The 20,061-nt window shown below is 63.8% G+C and carries 14 protein-coding genes; 8 read left to right on the plus strand and 6 right to left on the minus strand.

Translation table 11 applies throughout. The features are described from left to right. Positions 1–497: 497 nt before the first annotated feature. The 4 genes from P6U30_RS29795 to P6U30_RS29810 all read right to left on the minus strand — a co-directional run bounded on the left by P6U30_RS29795 (position 498) and on the right by P6U30_RS29810 (position 6,783). Entirely contained in the window at positions 498–1,688 is a 1,191-nt protein-coding gene (locus P6U30_RS29795; protein WP_407166363.1) for an ABC transporter substrate-binding protein, read from the minus strand. Between the two features lie 230 nt (positions 1,689–1,918). Further along, positions 1,919–3,463 carry a SpoVR family protein gene (locus P6U30_RS29800; RefSeq protein ID WP_407170566.1) on the minus strand — a complete coding sequence of 515 codons (1,545 nt, stop codon included), beginning with the start codon at positions 3,461–3,463 and terminating at the stop codon, positions 1,919–1,921. Then, on the minus strand, positions 3,463–4,734 hold the full coding sequence (locus P6U30_RS29805) for a YeaH/YhbH family protein (RefSeq protein WP_407170567.1): 1,272 nt from the start codon (positions 4,732–4,734) through the stop codon (positions 3,463–3,465). The genes P6U30_RS29800 and P6U30_RS29805 overlap by 1 nt, the downstream gene beginning before the upstream one ends. A gap of 105 nt (positions 4,735–4,839) precedes the next feature. Next, positions 4,840–6,783 carry a PrkA family serine protein kinase gene (locus P6U30_RS29810; RefSeq protein WP_407148117.1) on the minus strand — a complete coding sequence of 648 codons (1,944 nt, stop codon included), beginning with the start codon at positions 6,781–6,783 and terminating at the stop codon, positions 4,840–4,842. A 496-nt stretch (positions 6,784–7,279) separates the two neighbouring features. Between P6U30_RS29810 and P6U30_RS29815 the strand changes: the two genes are divergently transcribed. From P6U30_RS29815 to P6U30_RS29850, 8 genes are all read left to right on the plus strand, one after another. Further along, positions 7,280–7,891, plus strand: a complete 612-nt coding sequence (locus tag P6U30_RS29815; protein ID WP_407166364.1) for a hypothetical protein — start codon at positions 7,280–7,282, stop codon at positions 7,889–7,891. A gap of 40 nt (positions 7,892–7,931) precedes the next feature. Continuing rightward, positions 7,932–8,378 (plus strand): DsrE family protein, encoded by a 447-nt coding sequence (locus tag P6U30_RS29820; RefSeq protein ID WP_407166365.1) that lies wholly within the window; start codon positions 7,932–7,934, stop codon positions 8,376–8,378. 217 nt (positions 8,379–8,595) lie between these two features. Further along, positions 8,596–11,442 (plus strand): bifunctional transaldolase/phosoglucose isomerase, encoded by a 2,847-nt coding sequence (locus P6U30_RS29825; protein ID WP_407166366.1) that lies wholly within the window; start codon positions 8,596–8,598, stop codon positions 11,440–11,442. Between the two features lie 12 nt (positions 11,443–11,454). Beyond that, complete coding sequence (gene gnd / locus P6U30_RS29830) at positions 11,455–12,438, plus strand: phosphogluconate dehydrogenase (NAD(+)-dependent, decarboxylating) (protein ID WP_407166367.1); 984 nt, start codon at positions 11,455–11,457, stop codon at positions 12,436–12,438. A 3-nt stretch (positions 12,439–12,441) separates the two neighbouring features. After that, positions 12,442–13,950, plus strand: a complete 1,509-nt coding sequence (gene zwf / locus P6U30_RS29835; protein ID WP_407166368.1) for a glucose-6-phosphate dehydrogenase — start codon at positions 12,442–12,444, stop codon at positions 13,948–13,950. Positions 13,951–13,952: 2 nt separating this feature from the next. Continuing rightward, the gene (gene pgl, locus P6U30_RS29840) at positions 13,953–14,705 is read left to right on the plus strand and encodes a 6-phosphogluconolactonase (protein WP_407166369.1); all 753 of its coding nucleotides are present in this window, start codon (positions 13,953–13,955) and stop codon (positions 14,703–14,705) included. 28 nt (positions 14,706–14,733) lie between these two features. Beyond that, positions 14,734–15,222, plus strand: a complete 489-nt coding sequence (locus tag P6U30_RS29845; protein WP_407170568.1) for a gluconokinase — start codon at positions 14,734–14,736, stop codon at positions 15,220–15,222. Continuing rightward, positions 15,219–16,025, plus strand: a complete 807-nt coding sequence (locus tag P6U30_RS29850) for an HAD family hydrolase (protein WP_407166370.1) — start codon at positions 15,219–15,221, stop codon at positions 16,023–16,025. Before P6U30_RS29845 ends, P6U30_RS29850 begins: the two co-directional genes overlap by 4 nt. Positions 16,026–16,133: 108 nt before the next feature. Here P6U30_RS29850 and P6U30_RS29855 read toward each other — a convergent pair whose 3' ends face one another. Together P6U30_RS29855 and malQ are read right to left on the minus strand one after the other, a co-directional pair. Beyond that, complete coding sequence (locus P6U30_RS29855) at positions 16,134–17,939, minus strand: glycoside hydrolase family 15 protein (RefSeq protein ID WP_407166371.1); 1,806 nt, start codon at positions 17,937–17,939, stop codon at positions 16,134–16,136. Positions 17,940–17,954: 15 nt separating this feature from the next. Beyond that, entirely contained in the window at positions 17,955–19,907 is a 1,953-nt protein-coding gene (malQ, locus tag P6U30_RS29860; protein ID WP_407166372.1) for a 4-alpha-glucanotransferase, read from the minus strand. Positions 19,908–20,061: the final 154 nt, after the last annotated feature.

The raw sequence follows: 20,061 nt of genomic DNA on the forward strand, positions 1-20,061 counted from the left end.
TAACCACCGATGCTGATTGTCGGGCTACGCTGGAACGACGAGTCCCGCTTACAACGAAGGCCGCGGCGTATGGGTCACTGCTTTCGCAGGGACGACGGCGGAGTTGGTCAGCTCCGTAGGGTGGGCAAAGGAGCACAGCGACGTGCCCACCTTCAGGCATCTTGCTCGTGATGGTGGGCACGCTGCCGCTTTGCCCACCCTACGAATCTTGCATTTGGGCGACTACTTGTCGCTCAATTCTGGAACGGCGAGTCCCGTTCACAACAAAAGCCGCGGCGTATGGGTCCCTGCTTTCGCACTAGGGCATCTACATGTCTTCCGGAGTCTTCTCAACGACTTAGCTTAGCAACGCAGAGAAACGCCGCACTTTTGCTAAGCTCTGCTCGCGAAATGGCGTCATCGAGTGGCAAGCAAGTCCTTGATCGAGAGTCACTTTTCGGTCCGGAAAAGATGTGTAGATGCCCTAGTGCTTTCGCAGGGACGACAGTTGGTGACGGTTACTTGTCGCTCAGGACATCGCCGAACAGCGCCCACGACTTGCCGTCGAACCGCGCCATCTGGATCTGACGGATCGGCGTCACGTTGTCAGGCTCGGTCTGGATCTTGATGCCCGGCAACAGCATCGGCATGTCCAGCGCCTTCAGGTTGGTCGCCTGCTTGATGATGTTGTCGCGGCTGTAGTCACCGTTGCAGTTCTTCAGCACGGCAGTCATGACCTGTGCGACCGTGTAGCCCTGCACGTTGAAGAGATCGCCCGGGCTCGCATTGGGCTGATACTTCTTTATCCAGGCCGAAAATTCCTTCTGCCCGGGATCGTCGGCCCAGCGCGGATCGGTCGGATCCTTCAAATAGAGCCCGGTCACCACGCCGACAACATTCTCGAGCCCTGCCGGTTCGAGCACCGCCGAGACCGAGTTGGACACCGAGGGCAGGATGGTCAGCGGTTTCCAGCCCATGCCCGCGGCCTTGCGCAGCGCCTGCGCCGCGAATTTCGGCGTCGCTTCCGCGAAGAACACGTCCGCGCCCGACTCGCGCATCGTCACCATCTGTGAATCGATGGTTGGATCTGTGGTCAGATAGGTCGTCTCCGCGACGATCTGCCCGACATGCTCGCCAAGGCCTTCCTTGAAACCCTTCAGATAGTCCTTGCCGGCATCCTCGTTCGGCGTGATCACGGCGATCTTCGCGTCCGGCTTGGTCTTCAAGATGTACTTCGCGTAGAGCTTGCCTTCGAGCTCGTAGGTCGGATTGAAGCCGACCGTCCAGGGAGAGTGCTTCGGATCGTTCCAGCGCGTCGCACCCGACGAAACGAAGAGCTGGGGCACATGCTTGATGTTCAGGTACTTCTGGACCGCGATGTTGGGCGCGGTGCCGACGGCGCTGAACAGCGCGAGCACCTCATCCTGCTCGACCAGCTTGCGTGTCTGTTCGACCGTCTTCGACGGCGAATAGGCATCGTCGAGACTTTCGAACTCGATCTTGCGGCCGTTGATGCCGCCCTGATCGTTGAGCATCTGGAAATACGCCGCCTCGGCGCGCGCGATGGTGCCATAGGCGGATGCCGGGCCGCTGTAAGGCGCGGTGTTTCCAATTTTGATTGATGTCTCGGCTGCAATGGACGGCGCGATCAGCGAGGCCGTGAGCGCGGCAATGGCGAGAGAGCCCGCCGGGCGTTTGCGAGTCGACAAGAGCGATATCCTTTTTTTTGGTTTTCTTGACGCGGCGCACATTATCAATCGCGTCCGCGCAGGCAATCGCCAAGAAACCTGCGCATGCCGCCATGCGCTCGAAGCGGCGCGCATCATGTGGTGTGAATGTTGCCGTGATGTTCGCGATGGAGGCCTTCGACGGTCACGAAGGTTCATCGAGCGAGAAATTCATTCCGTACGACGGTCCGCGCGACGGCGCTCGCGCTAGCTTACGCCGCAACCGCCGCCGCGCGCGGGCTGATCACATATTCCTTGAGCACCTTGTCGGTGCCGTCGACCTCGGTCAGCGCGACGTCGTAACTCCAGAGATCGGCGAGGTGCTGCAGCACACGCCGGGTGTCGGTCTCGTTGAGCTGCGCGCCCTTCACCGTGGTGTGGCGCAGCAGCAGCCGGCGATCGCCGGCAAGATCGACGTCGACCACCTCGATATTGGCATCGACGAAACCGACGTCGTACTGCCGCGCCAGTTCGCGACGAACCCGGCGATAGCCGCGCTCATCGTGGATCGCATCGACCCTGATCCCCGCGCTCTCGGCCGGATCATCATGCAGGTGGAACATGCGGAACCGACGGATCAGCGCCGGGCTGAGAAACTGGCCGATGAAGCTTTCGTCGCGGTAATTGCTCCAGATCTCGCGCAGCACACCCTCGACGTCGCCCTTGCCCGCGATGTCGGGGAACCATTCGCGGTCCTCCTCCTCCGGGCTGGTCACGATGCGCTCGATATCCTGCATCATCGCGAAGCCGAGCGCATAAGGATTGAAGCCGGAATAGCGGCGGTCGTCGAATTCGGGCTGGAATACCACATTGGTGTGCGACTGCAGGAACTCGAGGAAATTGCCGTCGGTGATCCGGCCCTGCCGGTGCAGGCGGTTCAAGATGCGGTAGTGGACGTAGGTGGCGGTGCCCTCGTTCATCACCTTGGTCTGGCTCTGCGGGTAGAAGTACTGCGCGATGTGGCGCACGATGCGGATGATCTCGCGTTGCCAGGGCTGCAACCGGGGCGCCGACTTCTCCAGGAAGTAGAGGATATTCTCCTGCGGCAGCCCGAGCAGCGCACGCCTGCGCTCGGCCGTGAGCGCAGCCTTGGTCTTGGTCTTGGTGTGCGGCACCGTCCGCCACAGATCGTTGAAGATGCTCTCCTCATGCTGCCGGCGCTCGCCGGCGCGCTTTTCCTCGGTGCGGAGGTCGAGTGCTTTCTTGCCGGGATAGCGGTCGACCCCGTGCGACATCAACGCATGCGCGGCATCGATCGTCCGCTCCACCGCCTCGCTGCCGTGTCGATCCTCGCAAGCCGAGATGTAGCCCTTGGCGAACTCGAGATAGTCGAGGATGCCGTCGGCATCGGTCCACTGCTTGAACAGGTAGTTGTTCTTGAAGAAATGATTGTGCCCAAAGGCCGCATGCGCAATCACCAGCGTCTGCATCGTCGCGGTGTTCTCCTCCATCAGGTAGGAGATGCAGGGCGACGAGTTGATCACGATCTCATAGGCAAGCCCCATCAGGCCCTTGCGGTAGGATGCCTCCTGGAAGGCGAACTGCTTGCCGAACGACCAGTGCTTGTAGAACAGCGGCATGCCGACGGATGAATAGGCGTCGAGCATCTGCTCGGCGGTGATGACCTCGATCTGGTTCGGGTAGACATCGAGGCCGAGCTCAGTGCGTGCGATTTCCTCGCAAGCGTCGTGGACCCGCTGCAAGGTATGAAAGTCCCAGTCGGCACCTTCGAACAGCCGCTCGCCGGAAGATGCCATCACGCAACCCTTTCCTGTTTGCCGCGGCGTTTGAACAGGTCCTGGAACACGGGGAAGATTTCCCCGCGCTCGCTCACCTTGCGCATCGACAACGGCGCGCCGTCGTTGCGCAGGCGCTCGTAGAGCGTCCAGAGCGAGGAGTCCGGCATGTCGAAGGTGTAGTTGGCGGCCTCGCCGACCTCGAGATAGGCGAAAAACTGGCAGACCGGCAGGATCCTGTCGGTCAGAAGCTGGCCGGTCAACGCGCTGTCGGACGTCATGTTGTCGCCGTCGGAGGCCTGGGCCGCGTAGATATTCCAGTCGGCGGGGCGGAACCGGGTGCGGACGATCTCGTCCATCGCGACCAGGGCGCTCGACACCAGCGTGCCGCCGGAGGCCGGCCCGTGGAAGAAGGTCTCCTCATCGACCTCCTCGGCACGGTCGGTGTGACGGATGAACACGATCTCGACGTGGCGATAGCGCCGCTTCAGGAAGACGTAGAGCAGCATGTAGAACCGCTTTGCCAGATCCTTCATGTGCTCGGACATCGAGCCGGAGACGTCCATCAGGCAGAACATCACGGCTTGCGCGACAGGCTTCGGCACTGTCTCGAATCGGCGGTAGCGGATGTCGATCGGATCGATGAACGGGATTCGCTTGGCCTTCGCCTTCAAGGCGTCGAGCAGCGCCTGCAGTTCACGCCGGCGCGCAGCGTCTTCGCATTCGGCAAGTTCGGTCTCGAGAGCCTCGATGTCCTCCTTGCGCGGCCGGCGCAGCGCCACGCGACGGGCCAGCGCCCGGCTCACGGTGCGGCTGATCGAAATGTTCGCCGGCGAGCCGGAGGTGGCATAGCCGGCGCGCTGGATGCCCTCGCTCTCGGTCTCCGCAAGCTTGCGCTTGGCGAGGTCCGGCAATTCCAAATCATCGAGGAACAGGTCGACGAACTCGTCGCGGCTGAGCACGAAGCGGAAGGCGTCCTCGCTGTCGCCCTCGCCGGCTCCCGAGCCCTTGGCTCCGCTCTGGTTCGGACGCGGCAACCAGTCGCCTTCGACGAACTTCTTGTTCCCGGGCAGCACCATGTCGCGCGTGCCGCCCTCGCGCCGGAATCGCGGCTCGTCCATGCCGTCCAGCGGGATCGTCACCTCGCCGCCTTCCAGGACATCCTTAATGTCCCGGTTCTGCGACGACTTCTTAACGGCTCCCTGAACCAGCGCCTTGGCGCGCCGCAGGAAGCGCTGGCGGTTCTCCAGGCTCTTGCTGCCCGGATTGAGCCGCCGATCGACGATATGCATGACCACGTTGCATCTTCCCTCGGATCATGACGCGATCAGGAAAGATCACATCACAATCTCATCTGATTGAGCAAGGAAAACCGATATGCACTGTCCGGATCATGCCTAACCGGCCTGCTTCACCCTCATGTACCACTCGACGAGCCGGCGGACCTGGCGCTCGGTATAACCGCGCTCCACCATCCGCGCGACGAACTCGCCGTGCTTCTTCTCGGTCTCGCCGTCCTTCTTTGAACCGAACGAAATCACCGGAAGCAGGTCCTCGACCTGCGAGAATATCCGCTTCTCGATCACGTCACGGACCTTCTCGTAGGAGGTCCAACTCGGGTTCTTGCCGCCATTGTGAGCCCGCGACCGCAGCGAGAACTTGACGACCTCGTTGCGGAAGTCCTTCGGGTTGGCGATGCCGGCAGGCTTCTCGATCTTGGTCAGCTCCTGGTTCAACAGCTCGCGGTTCATGAGCTGACCGGTGTCGGGATCCTTGAAGTCCTGATCCTCGATCCAGGCGTCGGCATAGTCGACGTAGCGGTCGAACAGATTCTGGCCGTAGTCGGCGTAGGATTCCAGATAGGCCTTCTGGATCTCGTTGCCGATGAACTCGGCGTAACGCGGCGCGAGGTCGGCCTTGATGAATTCGAGGTAGCGCTTCTCGACCTCATCGGGCAGTTGCTCGCGGCGGATCGCCTGTTCCAGCACATACATCAGATGCACCGCGTCGGCGCCAACCTCGGTGGTGTCGTGGTTGAACGTCGAGGCCAGCACCTTGAAGGCAAAGCGGGTCGAAACGCCGTCCATGCCTTCGTCGACGCCGGCGGCGTCGCGGTACTCCTGCACGCTGCGGGCCTTCGGATCGGACTCCTTCAGGCTCTCACCGTCATAGACCCGCATCTTGGCAAACAGCGTCGAGTTCTCGTGCCTGCGCAGGCGCGACATCACCGAGAAGCGGGCCATCGTTTCGAGCGTCGCCGGTGCACAGGGCGCGGCGGCGAGCTCGGAGCTCTGGATCAGCTTCTCGTAGATCTTCTGCTCCTCGTTCACCCGCAGCACATACGGCACCTTGATGACGCAGATGCGGTCGATGAAGGCCTCGTTATTCTTGTTGGTCTTGAAGCTCTGCCACTCCGCCTCGTTGGAGTGCGCGAGGATGATGCCGGTGAAGGGGATCGCGCCGATATTCTCGGTGCCGATGTAGTTGCCCTCCTGCGTCGCCGTCAGCAGCGGATGCAGCATCTTGATCGGCGCTTTGAACATTTCGACGAATTCGAGCACGCCCTGGTTGGCGCGGTTGAGACCGCCGGAATAGCTGTAGGCGTCCGGATCGTTCTGCGCGTAGGTCTCGAGCTTGCGGATGTCGACCTTGCCGACCAGCGAGGAGATGTCCTGGTTGTTCTCGTCGCCGGGCTCGGTCTTCGCCACCGCGATCTGGCGCAACCGAGAGGGCTGGATGCGCGCAACGCGGAACTGCGAGATATCGCCGCCGAAGGCTTCGAGCCGCTTGTAGGCCCACGGCGACATCAGTCCGCTCAGCCGGCGGCGCGGGATGCCGTACTTCTCCTCGATCATCGGCCCAAGCTGCTCCGGATCGAACAGGCCGAGCGGGCTCTCGAACACCGGCGAGAGCTCGTCGCCGGCCTTCAGCACGTAGATCGGATGAATCTCCATCAACGACTTGATGCGCTCGGCAAGCGACGACTTGCCGCCGCCGACCGGCCCGAGCAGGTAGAGGATCTGCTTGCGCTCTTCGAGGCCCTGCGCCGCATGGCGGAAGAAGCCGACGAGACGCTCGATCGTGTCTTCCATTCCGTAGAACCCGGCAAAGGCCGGATACGAACGGATCGTGCGGTTCAAAAAGATACGGCCAAGGCGTGGGTCCTTGGCCGTGTCGATCATCTGGGGCTCACCGATCGCCGCCAATAACCGCTCGGCCGCATTGGCATATCGCATCGGATCGCTTCGACACGACTCCAAATACTCGGCCATCGACATGTCGGTCTGGCTTCGTGCTTCAAACGACCTGGCAAAGGCGTTGAACAGAGAATCGTTGTACATGATCCCTCTCTCCACGATATGTATCGCCGCACGACTGACACGAGTCGTAACAAGAGCGTTCAAGGATCGAATCAGCGTCGGCACGCTGAGTCCATTGGACACTCGACCGACTCGGTTCGGCAATGCACGGCGTGTGCAGCCTCTGCCTTATCAACAGGCAGGAAGCCCAATAGTTCAACAATATTCCCCTGTTTTTGGCCGTTGTCACACTGTCGCAACATCCGTGATTTAACGGGCCCGGCCTCCAAAAGGCGGACATCTGAACGGGCGACTTCCTGCCCGTCGATGAACGTTGGGCTCCCTGAAAAGGTGTGCCTGTCCAGCCATGGCGTCAAGATGCACAGCGCACAGGCCGCATAAACTAAAGATTAGGCGCCGTTGAACGTGCCATCTTGTCGCCGCGACTAAGGCAGCGAGCCCACGCAGTTCCGCGCGGCACCATCGCCGCGCATCAATGGTGATGCCGCGACGGCGCAACATATTCCCGAGACCGGCCATGAAGCAGACATTCTCTGTCGTTGCTCTCGCAATTGCGGCATACGCCGGCGCGACGTTAACCGTTCAGGCACAGGACGCCGTCGCGAAGGCTGCCGCCTTCGACAACAGGATGTTCGCAGGCTCTCCCGGTGCAAAAGCGTATGCCTGCTTTGTGCGGCAATACGATGCGAACCATCTGGCGCAACATCAGCAGCAGAAGGTCAGCGCGATGAAGCTGCTGGTCGCGGCGGAAGAGAGGGCGGAGGACAAGACCCTCGACTACTCCTTCCGCCTCGGCATCAGGTACCGCCATCGCACCGGCAATTTCGATTCCAGCGGCTACTGCAATCACGCTGTCGCGACCGATGCCGCTGGCGAAGTGCGCTTCGACTGCAGCGTCGACTGTGAAGGCGGTGGTATCAATGTGGCGCTGTCGAAGGACGACAAGTCTGCGATCATCCACCTCCAGAAAATCGCGGTCTGGAATCGCGATAAGCCGGACCAGGAGGCTGGCGACGCGCTGCTCGCCGGCGCGGACGACAAGATCTTCCGGCTCGATCGCGCGGCGGCGGAGCAATGCGCCGAGCTTGTGACCGATCGAAAGGAACTCGCTGCGCTCCGCCACAAGTGATAGGCTTCGCCCGGTCGATAACATCCGCGGGAGGGACGCCATGCATCGACGCGGCATCTTGTGGGGCGCCGTCTCGGCGATCGGCACTGTCTTCGCAGTGTCGCGGGCGAGCGCCACCGCCGAAGCACCGGCGAAAAAGCTGAAGGTGGTCTATCACCTCGACGACCTTGACAAGGTCAACTTCGTGATCGGCAACATCCAGAACCACGTCGATGGTGTCGGCGGTCCCAACAATGTGACGATCGCCCTGGTGGTGCACGGGCCGGCCTTGAAGGCATTTCACTCGGCCGCGGCCAATCCCGACCTGTCGCGCCATGTCGGCCAGTTCGCGAAGGACGGCATCGAGCTCGCCGCCTGCGGCAATACCATGAAATCCCAGCACATCAGCCTGACCGACCTGCTCCCCGGCTTCGTCAGCGCCGACAAAGGCGGCGTGGTCCGGCTCGCCGAGCTGCAGTCGCAGGGCTACATGTACCTGAGACCGTGAGCCGGCGGCGCGCCCGCGACACGTCATAAAAATGTGCTGAGATCGCGCTCTCCTGGGGCCGGCATGCGGAGGGATCGAACTGATGTGAATGGCGTTATCCCTTGTGAATGCTGATATTTCGCCCGGGCCCCCACCCCATGTTGACAATCCGCCTCCGCCCCCGAAAGCTGCCCGGGAACCCAAAAACCGACCCTCGCTCGAACGAGAACAGGCCCCAATGAATCCCGTCAAAGCACTCGAAAACCACCGCCAGGCAGTCTGGCTCGACTTCCTGGCCCGCGGCTTCGTCGCCAAGGGCGACCTGAAGCGGCTGATCGAGACCGACGGCGTTAAAGGCGTGACGTCCAACCCCTCGATTTTCGAGAAGGCGATCGGCAGCTCGGACGAATATGACGGTGCGATCGGCCGGGCCCTCCAGAGGGGCGACTGCTCGGTCGCCGACCTGTTCGAGCATCTCGCAGTCGCGGATATCCAGCATGCCGCCGACGTGCTGCGCCCGGTCTACGACCACACCGGGGGCGGCGACGGCTTCGTCAGCCTGGAAGTATCGCCCTATCTGGCAATGGACACCAAGGGCACGATCGCCGAAGCCGAGCGGCTCTGGAAGGACGTCCACCGCAAGAACCTGATGGTCAAGGTGCCGGCGACGCCGGAAGGTCTGCCCGCGATCGAGCAACTGATCGGCGAAGGCATCAGCATCAACATCACGCTGCTGTTCTCGCAGAAGGTCTACCGCCAGGTGGCGGAGGCCTATCTCAAGGGGCTGGAGAAATACATCGCCAAGGGTGGCGACCCCTCCCACATCGCAAGCGTCGCGAGCTTCTTCGTCAGCCGCATCGATACCGCGGTGGACAAGCAGCTCGACGAAAAGATCGCCAGAGCGAACGACCCCTCCGAGAAGGAGCGGCTCGCCGCCTTGAAGGGCAAGGTCGCGATCGCCAATGCCAAGCTCGCCTATCAGGACTACAAGCGCCTGTTCGCGGGCGCCCGGTGGGACAAGCTCACGGCCAAGGGCGCCAAGCCGCAGCGGCTGCTGTGGGCCTCGACCGGCACCAAGAACAAGGATTACAGCGACGTCCTCTATGTCGAGGAGCTGATCGGGCCCGACACCATCAACACCATGCCGCCGGCGACGCTCGAGGCCTTCCGAGACCACGGCAAGCTGCGCGACAGCCTCGAGGAGGATATCGACGGCGCCCGGCGCGTGCTGGAGGAGCTGGAGAAATCCGGCATCTCGCTCGACGCGATCACCGCCGAACTGGTGAAGGACGGCGTCAAGCTGTTCGCCGACGCGGCCGACAAGCTCTACGGCGCGGTTGCCTTCAAGCGGGCGACGTCGCTGGGCGACGGCATCGACGATCAAAAGCTGGCGCTCGGCCCGACCATCGCGAAGGCGGTCGAGAAGAGCACCGAGGAATGGCGCGCCGGCGGCAAGGTTCGCAGGCTCTGGCAGAAGGACAAGTCAGTCTGGACCGGCGATGACGAGGACAAATGGCTGGGTTGGCTGACCAGCGCCGCCTCGGCCAACATTCCCGATTATGAAGATTTCGCCGGGCGCGTGCGGGGACAACAGTTCACGGACGCCGTCGTGCTCGGCATGGGCGGATCGAGCCTCGGTCCGGAGGTGCTGGCCGAAACCTTCCCGCACAAATCCGGCTTCCCGAAGCTGCACGTGCTCGATTCCACCGATCCGGCGCAGGTGCGCGCGATGGAAGGGCGGATCGACATCGCGAGGACGCTGTTCATCGTCTCTTCCAAGTCGGGTGGCACCACCGAGCCGAACGTGATGAAGGACTATTTCTTCGATCGCGTCGCCAAGGCGATCGGCAAGGACAAGGCCGGCCACCGCTTCATCGCCGTGACCGATCCCGGCTCGTCGCTGCAGAAGGTCGCCATCAAGCAGGGCTTTGCCCGCATCTTCTACGGCGATCCCGCGATCGGCGGCCGCTATTCCGTGCTCTCGCCATTCGGGCTGGTGCCGGCGGCCGCCGCAGGCATCGACGTGCGCAACCTGGTCCACCACGCACTGGCCATGGTGCGCTCCTGTGGCGCAGACGTGCCGCCCCATGAGAACCCCGGCGTGCAACTCGGCCTTGCGATGGGCCTTGCCGGCCTCGAGGGCCGCGACAAGGTGACGATCTTCGCCTCGCCAAAGGTCGCCGATTTCGGCGCCTGGGCCGAGCAACTGATCGCGGAATCGACAGGCAAGGACGGCAAGGGCCTGATCCCGATCGACGGAGAGACGATCGGCGATCCCGGCGTCTACGGCAACGACCGCTTCTTCATCGACCTGCGCACCGAGGGCGAGGACGACGCCGCGCATGAGGAAAAGCTCGCCGCGCTCGCCGCCGCCGGCCATCCGGTCGTGCGGATCGTGATGAAATCGATCGACCATATCGGCCAGGAGTTCTTCCGGTTCGAGATCGCGACCGCGGTGGCAGGCTCGATCCTCGGCATCAATCCGTTCAACCAGCCCGACGTCGAGGCCGCCAAGATCAAGACGCGCGAACTTACGGCGGCGTTCGAGAAGACCGGCGCGCTGCCCAAGGAGCAGCCGGTGGTGTCGTCGGCGGAAGCGGATCTCTACACCGATGCGCAGAACGCCGAGGAATTGCGCAAGGCCGGCGCCGATGGCGACCTCAATTCATGGATCAGAGCGCATCTTTCGCGCTCCTCGCGCGGCGACTATGTCGCCATGCTCGCCTATATCGAGCGCGACCACGACACCATCGACAGCATGCAAACGATGCGGCTGAAGGTGCGTGACGCCAAGCACCTTGCGACCTGCGCCGAGTTTGGCCCGCGCTTCCTGCATTCGACCGGGCAGGCCTACAAGGGCGGGCCCGACAGCGGCGTGTTCCTGCAGGTCACGGCCGACGATGCCAAGGACGTGCCGGTTCCCGGCCAGAAGGCGAGCTTCGGCGTGATCAAGGCGGCACAGGCGCGCGGCGATTTCGACGTGCTCACCGAGCGCGGGCGGCGCGCACTGCGCGTGCACCTCAAGGGCGATCTCGCCTCCGGGCTTGCGGCGCTCGATGCCGCGATCTCGGCAGCGTTGAACTGACGGAGGCCTGAGATGCAACTCGGGATGATCGGCTTGGGGCGGATGGGCGGCAATATCGTCCGCCGCCTGATGAAGCACGGCCACACGGCCGTGGTCTACGACAAGGACGCCAAGGCGGTGGCATCGCTCGCCGCCGACAATGCCGCGCCCTCCTCGTCGCTGGAGGACTTCGTGCTCAAGCTGCAGGCTCCGCGCACCGCCTGGGTGATGCTGCCGGCCGGCAAGATCACCGAGACAACCATCGACGCGCTCTCGAAGCTGATGCAGCCGGGCGATGTCATCATCGACGGCGGCAACACGTTCTGGCAGGACGACGTCCGCCGCGGCAAGGCGCTGAAGCAGCAGGGGCTACATTACGTCGACGTCGGCACCAGCGGCGGCATCTGGGGCATCGAGCGCGGCTACTGCATGATGATCGGCGGCGACAAGGCCGTGGTCGACCGGCTGGACCCGATCTTCAGGGCACTGGCGCCCGGCCTTGGCGACATCCCTCGCACGCCTGGCCGCGAAGGCCGCGATCCCCGCGTCGAGCAAGGCTATATCCATGCCGGTCCCGTGGGTGCCGGACATTTCGTCAAGATGATCCACAACGGCATCGAATACGGCCTGATGCAGGCCTATGCCGAGGGTTTCGACATCCTCAGGAACGCCAACATCGAGGCGCTGCCGCCGGATCATCGCTTCGATCTCAACATCGCCGACATCGCCGAAGTGTGGCGGCGCGGCAGTGTGATCCCCTCATGGCTGCTCGATCTCACTGCGACCGCGCTCGCGGAGAACCATACGCTCGACAACTACTCGGGGTTCGTCGAGGATTCCGGCGAAGGACGCTGGACCGTCAATGCGGCGGTCGACGAAGCCGTGCCGGCCGAGGTGCTGACTGCCGCCCTCTACGCACGCTTCCGCTCGCGTAAGGACCACACCTTCGCGGAGAAGATCCTATCGGCGATGCGTGCCGGCTTCGGCGGCCACAAGGAGCCAGCCAAGAAGGGATAGTGAATGGCTGAAGGTCACGTACAGAAGAAACCCGATCCCTGCTCCTTCATCATCTTCGGCGCCACCGGCGATCTGACGCACCGGCTGGTCATCCCCGCCCTGTACAATCTTGCCGCCGGCAACCTGCTGCCCGACAAGTTCTGCGTCGTTGGCATTGCCCGCAAGGGCATGTCGAGCGATCAGATGACCGACAGCCTGATGGAGGGGCTGCGCAAGTTCGCGACCCGTCCCGTGGACGATGCGATTGCCAAGCGGCTGTTCGAATGCGTCACCGCGATCGAAGCCGACCCGAAGGACCCAGCGTCCTTCGACGGGATGAAGGAGCAGCTCGAAAAGCTCGAAAGAGCGCGCGGCACCGGCGGCAACCGGCTGTTCTATCTCGCGACCCCGCCCAACGCGTTCCTGCCGATCAGCCAGCAGCTTGGGCGTACCGGCATGCTGGAAGAGAACGGCGCCTGGCGGCGATTGGTGGTGGAGAAGCCGTTCGGCACCGATCTCGCATCGGCCAAGGCGCTGAATGCCGCGCTGCTGAAGCTGATGGACGAGCATCAGATCTACCGGATCGATCACTATCTCGGCAAGGAAACCGTCCAGAACATCCTGGTGCTGCGCTTTGCCAACGGCATGTTCGAGCCGATCTGGAACCGCACTCACATCGACCATGTCCAGATCACGGTCGACGAGAAGATCGGCGTCGGCCATCGCGGCAGCTTCTACGACGCCACCGGCGCGCTGCGCGACATGGTGCCGAATCACCTGTTTCAGTTGCTGTCATTGGTGACCATGGAGCCGCCCGCGCGCTTCGACGCGCATGCGGTGCGGTCGGAAAAGGCCGAGGTGCTCAGCGCGATCCAGATCCAGAGCGAGCATGACGCGCTGTACAATTCGGTGCGCGGCCAGTACCGCGGCGGCAAGGTCGGCGACACCGAGATCGAGGACTATCTGAAGACACCCGACGTCAGGCCCGATAGCACGACCGAGACCTACGCCGCGCTGAAGCTGACCATCGATAACTGGCGTTGGGCCGGCGTGCCGTTCTATCTGCGCACCGGCAAGGCGCTCGGTGTCAAGCGCACCGAGATCGCGATCAAGTTCAAGCAGGCGCCGTTCTCGATGTTCCGCACCACGCCGGTCGACCGCCTGTCGCAGAACTATCTGGTGATCTCGACCGAGCCGACCGAGGGCATCGAGCTGCAGTTCAACACCAAGGTGCCCGGCCCGGTCATCGATATCGACGGCGTCGAAATGAAGTTCCGCTACAAGGACTACTTCAAGGCGGAGCCGTCGACCGGCTACGAGACGCTGATCTACGATTGCATGATCGGCGACAACATCCTGTTCCAGCGCGCGGACAGCGTCGAGGCCGGCTGGCAGGCGGTGCAGCCCTTCCTCGATGCCTGGAAGAACGCCGGCGGACGGGGACTGCAGCCCTACAAGGCCGGCTGCGAAGGGCCGGAGGCCGCTAATGCGCTGTTGACGCGCGACGGCCGCAGTTGGCGGAAGCTCGGCTGACCATGGCCGCGGGCACCGAGCGCAGGATCATTCCCGTCGCCGATCCGGCCGCGCTGGCGAAGGCCGCGGCCGAGCGCGTGATCGCAAGGATCGCCGAGAACAGCGGCCGGATCGCGATCTGCCTCACCGGCGGCTCCAGCCCCAAGGCGCTCTACCAGCTCTTGGCGACGCCGGAGTATCGCAGCAGGATCCCATGGGATCGCGTCGAGTGGTTCATTGGCGATGAGCGCCTGGTGCCGCGCAAGGACCCGCTGCACAACATGAGCATGGCGCGTCAGGCCTTCCTCGACCGCTGCGCGCCGGCGGCCAACCTCCATCCGATCGCGACCGATACCGCTGACCTCCTGGACCCGGACAAGAGCGCGGCGCTCTACGAGAACGAGCTGATGGCGTTCTACGGCGCCGAGCAGCTCGATCCGGCACGGCCGCTGTTCGATCTCGTGCTGATGGGCGTCGGCCCGGATGGCCATACCGCCTCGCTGTTTCCCGGCTACCCCGCGGTCGAGGAAACGGCGCGCTGGGTGGTCGGGGTGCCCAAGGCCAATGTCGAGCCGTTCGTGCCGCGCGTCTCGCTGACCCTGCCCGCGCTCGCCTCCTGCCGCGAGATGCTGTTCGAGATCGCGGGCCAAGGCAAGCGCGCGATCTTGACGCGACTACTCGCGGGCGAGAATCTTCCGGCGAATCGCGCGCGATCGCAGCACGAGACCATCTGGCTCGTCGATCAAGCCGCGCTGCCGGAGGACTTTCGTGGGTGACAAGGACAGCCCCTGTGCATTGGTGGTGATGGGTGTTTCCGGCTCGGGCAAGAGCACCATCGCCGATCGCCTCGCAATCAGGATCGGCTGGCGCTATGAGGATGGCGATACCTTCCACCCGCCCGCCAATGTCGCCAAGATGAGCGCTGGCCAGCCGCTGACCGACGAGGACCGCTGGCCATGGCTGCAGGCGATCGCCGACGAGATCGACCGGAGCTGCCGGGTGCGCGAACGCGCCGTGATCGCGTGCTCGGCGCTGAAGCGCACCTACCGCGACATCCTGGTGCACGGACGCGACGACGTCCGCATCATCTTCCTCAAGGGCACGCAGGACCTGATTGCGGCGCGCCTGAGCGCGCGCAAGGGCCATTTCATGCCGCCTGGTCTGCTCACCAGCCAGTTCAGGACGCTGGAGCCGCCGACCGCGGATGAGCGCCCGATCGTGGTCGCGATCGACCGCACGGTCGATGCCATCGTCGGAGACATTGTCAGCCAACTCAACCTGGATCGCCCATGACCCGTATCGACCTTGTCGTGTCCGATGTCGACGGCACGCTCCTGACCAAGGACAAGATCCTAACCGATGCCGCCAAGGCCGCCGTGCAAAGGCTGCACGACGCCGGGATCGGCTTCACCATCGTCTCCAGCCGGCCGACGATCGGCATGGATTTCCTGATCGCGTCGCTCGCCATCACGCTGCCGATCGGCGCCTTCAACGGCTCCTCGATCGTCGATGCAAAGCTCAATCCGGTCGAGCAGCACCTGATTCCGCCAGCGATCGTACAACGCAGCATCGACCTGCTGCACGCGCGCGGCGTCGACATCTGGCTGTTCACCAACGACCGCTGGCTGACCCGCAATCCCGACGGCGAATACGTCGCGCACGAGCAGCACACGATCAAACACGATCCGACCATCGTGCCGGACTTCACGCCGTATCTCAGTCAAGCCTGCAAGATCGTCGGCGCCAGCCCGGACGCCGCTTTGCTCCAGCGCTGCGAGGCCGAGATGCAGCAGGCGGTCGGCAACCAGGCGAACGCGATCCGCTCGCAGACCTACTATCTCGACATCACCCCGCCCGGCCACGACAAGGGCACCTTCGTCGAGGCCATCGCCGGGCGCGTCGGCGTACCGCTCGCGCATGTCGCGACGATCGGCGACATGCAGAACGATCTCGCGATGTTCGCAAAGAGCGGCGTCTCTTTTGCGATGGGCAATGCCAGCGACGACGTGAAGGCGCGCGCCACGCAGGTCACCGACAGCAACGAGCACGACGGCTTCGCGCGCGCGATGGACGTTGTGCTGAGGACCGGCCGCTAAAGCACGATGAGATTGGGTCGAATCGTCATCGCGCTTTAGCTCCTTGCTTGAGCATGATCTTTTCGGAAAATCGCTTCACGCTTTTCCGGATCATGCTCAAGATCGCGCCTATTGCGACCGTTGCATCGCCGGCTTCTCCGCCTCCGCCTTGGCGGAGCTCAGGTTGTGCGCAGTGTTGATCAGCGCGATATGGGTCAGCGCTTGCGGGAAGTTCCCGGTCAATCGGCCGGCGCCTGAGTCGAATTCCTCGGCGAGCAGGCCGAGATCGTTGGCAACGGCCACCACGCGATCGAACATGGCCTGGGCCTTGTCGAGATCGCCCGTCAACACATGGGCGTCGGCGAGCCACAGGCTGCAGGCAAGGAACGCCCCCTCGATCGGCTGCTTTTCGTCGGACACCTCGCGCGGATCATGGCGCAGCACGAAGCCGTCGCGCATCATGTGTCGTTCGATCGCGTCGATGGTGCCGCGGACGCGGGGATCGGTCGGCGGCAGGAAGCCGACCGCCGGCAGCAACAGGATGCTGGCATCGAGGAGCTGCGACCCATAGCTTTCGACAAAGCTGTTGAGCTTGCGGTCGAAGCCTTTCTGGCAGACGTCGCGGTGGATCGCCTCGCGCAGCACCCGCCACTTGACGAGCGGCGCCTTGAAGCTGAACCGCTCCGCGCCCTTGATGGCGCGATCGAAGGCGAGCCAGGCCATGACCTTGGAGAGAACATAGTGCTTCGGCTCGCCGCGGCGTTCCCAGATGCCGTGATCCGGCTTGTCCCATATGTCGGCGAGATGATTGACGACGGTGCATTCCAGCGACCAGGTCTCCTCGCCGAGGTTGAGCTCGGCCATGCGGGATTGGTGGAAGGCGTCGATCAATTCGCCATACACATCGAGTTGCAGTTGCGCATGGGCGGCGTTGCCGATGCGCACCGGCTGTGCCCCCTCATAGCCGGACAGCCATTGCACCTCCCATTCCAGAAGGCGGCGCTGGCCCATGATGCCATACATGATCTGCAGGTCGGCCGGCGTTCCGGCCACCGCCCGCTGCAGCCAGCTATGCCAGGCCGCCGCTTCCTCGGTATAGCCCGAGTTGATCAGCGCCAGCAGGGTGAAGGTGGCATCGCGCAGCCAGCAGAATCGATAGTCCCAGTTGCGCGCCCCGCCGAGCTTTTCCGGCAACGAGGTGGTCGGCGCCGCGACGATACCGCCGGTGGGCCGGAACGTCAGCGCCTTCAGCGTGATCAGCGAGCGCATGACGAGGTCGCGGTTGACACCGTCATAGCTGCATCGGCCACACCATTCGGTCCAGTAGTCCTCGGCATCCTTCAGCGCCGCTTCCGGATCGATCGGCTCCGGGACTGGAAAATGCGATGGGCCGTAGGTCAGCACGAACGGGATCGTCTCCCCCTCGCCAACCTCGAAATCGGCCACCGTGGTGAGGTCCTCGCCGCGGGTTTCGACCTCCGTGCGCAGCACGATCATGTCCTGCCCGCAGATCGCGAGCAGCCCCGGCCCATCCGGATTCCTCCTTACCCAGGGCACATCGATCCCGAGGCCGAAGCGGATCACCAGATCCATGCGCATCTTGACCCGGCCGCGGATCCCGCGGACGAGGCGGACCACGTCGGAGGCCTTGCCGCGCGGCGGCATGAAATCGATCAACGCGACCTCGCCGCGCTCCGTCTCGAACCGCGTCTCCAAGATCAGCGTATTGTCCCGGTAGCAGCGTGACGTCCCGGTGATCTCGTCCGCGGGCGAAATCCGCCAGCGGCCCTGCTTGGGCGTGCCGAGCAGCGCCGCAAAGCAGGCATCGGAATCGAAGTTCGGCCAGCACAGCCAGTCGATCGACCCGTCGCGGCCGACCAGCGCTGCCGTCTCGCAATCGCCGATCAGTCCGTAGTCTTCGATCCGGGAGGCCAAGGGCTGCGCTCCGCGTTAGCTTGCGTGCGACCGCTCGCGGGTCGCACGCTTGAGCGCCTCGAGGTCGATCGCCGACGATAGATGCTCGATCGGGACCGGAAGCCGCCGGCGCCAGTTCGGATGTTCGTAGACGGTGCCAGGAATATTCGGCTGCTCGATCAGGCCGAGCAAATCCTCCATCGAAACCGCCAACATCCGCGATCGGGTCCGCGCCAGGAAGCTCACCACCGAATAGAAGTCGTTGTTGTGGATGTCATGCCGGCGCAACACATCGTCGAGCTGGCCGAGCGCGTGCCAGCGCCCCTCGTCGGTTTCTCCCGGATCGATCCCGAGCGCGCGCTTGGTCTTGAGATCGCTGAAGGAACGCCAGCCGGCATAGGTCGAGAGGTCGTGGGTGTTGAAGGTAACGAGCGCATCGGCGAGGTAATAGTCCGCGTTGCGGAAGGCGCCGCGCTCGTCGGTTTCGAACATCATCACGAGGTAGGACCAGATGCCCCAGCCGTTCATCTGCTCGCGAAAGCCCTCAGGTACGGTGCCGAGATCCTCGCCGATCACGACGCAGCGATTGGCGACGCTCTCCTGCGCGGTCGCCGCCAGCAGCGCCTCGAACGGCATCAGCGCATAAGCGCCGTTGGCGGGGCCGAAGCCGCGCGGCACGAGATAGAGCCGCTTCAGCCCGAACGCATGGTCAAGCCTGACGGCGCCGGCATGCCGCATCGCGGCACGCAGCATCTGCCTGAACGGCTCGAAGGCGCGCAGTTCGAGGCCCGCGGCATTGAAGCCGGCGAGCCCCCAATCCTGGCCGGCAGTGTTGAGCGGGTCGGGCGGCGCGCCGACGCCGAGGTGGCGCGAGATCGCGGTCTGTTCATTCCATGCGTCGAAGCCGTCCGACTGCACGCCGACGGCGACGTCGAGATAGAGCCCGACGTGCATGCCGAGCTCGTGCGCGAGCGCCTGACAGGCGCCGAGCTGGCGATCGGCGATCCATTGCACGAACTCGACAAATTCGACCTCAGCAGCGGTGTCATGCGCACTGCGCAACTTCGCGCACGACGCATCGTCGGGTTGCCGCCATTCGTCCGGCCAGTCCCACCATGGCGCGTTGAATTTGTGCCTGATGACCTCGAAGCAGGCGAAGCGCGACAATAGCGTGCCTTGCTCGCGGCGATAGCTTTCGAAATCCTGCCGGCGTCCGGGGTCCGGATTGGCCTTGAAGGCGGCAAAGGCCGCGTGCAGCGCGCGCCATTTCAGCGCGGCGACCGCAACATAGTCGACCATGTCACGGGTGCGGAGCTGCGCCAGCGCTCCTTGCGTCTCCGCATCGATCTTGAACTCGGGAATGGCTTCGACATCGATGTAGAGCGCGTTGAGAAACAGCCGGCTGTTCGGCGAGTAAGGGCTGCAATCGCCGGGCCGGTCGTCGAACAAGGCGTGCAGCGGATTGAGCCCAACGCCGTCGGCGCCGACACGACGGGCGAATTCGAGCAGATGACGCACGTCGGTGAAGTCGCCGATGCCCCAGTTGCGCGCGGAGCGCACGCCATAGAGCTGCACCGCGATCACCCAGCAGCGCTCGAAGGCACTGCCAAAGGCACCCGCGGGCGCAACCAGCAGCGGCACCTCCTCGCTCGCGCCGGACGCGTCCGATAGGTACAGGCGATGTACCCCTTCGGGCAGATCGGTCGGCCAGGTCACGTTGCGCTCGTGCGCCTCACCTTGCGCGAGCACGGCGGAACCATTCGTGACCTTCCACTGCACCGGAAGCCGGGCGGCTTCCGGCAACGCGGTTTGCGGCTCGCGACCGGCGCGAATGACCACCGGGTCGGCAATCAGCGGGCGCGGCGTGTGCGGTGGCAGCGCCGCGAGGATCGCCGAGAGCGCCTCAGGTGTCGTCACACGGCGGTGACCACTGCCGTCGATATATTCAGTCTGGATTCCCAGGGTTCTGGCTTTGGCGTAAAGGTCCATTCGGTACGCTGCTCGCTCGCAACGAAATTTGGCTCGTTGCTAAATTGTCCAGAAAGAGGAAAGGGATAGACGATGCTCAACGCTCTACCCCGCCTTGCGTTCCCGCCGGGAACCAATGCCCGGCGAGCGGCTTTCTATATGGGTCTGGCGCGCC

This window comes from Bradyrhizobium sp. ORS 111 (assembly GCF_045571485.1).
In the GTDB taxonomy this organism is placed as follows: Bacteria; Pseudomonadota; Alphaproteobacteria; order Rhizobiales; family Xanthobacteraceae; genus Bradyrhizobium.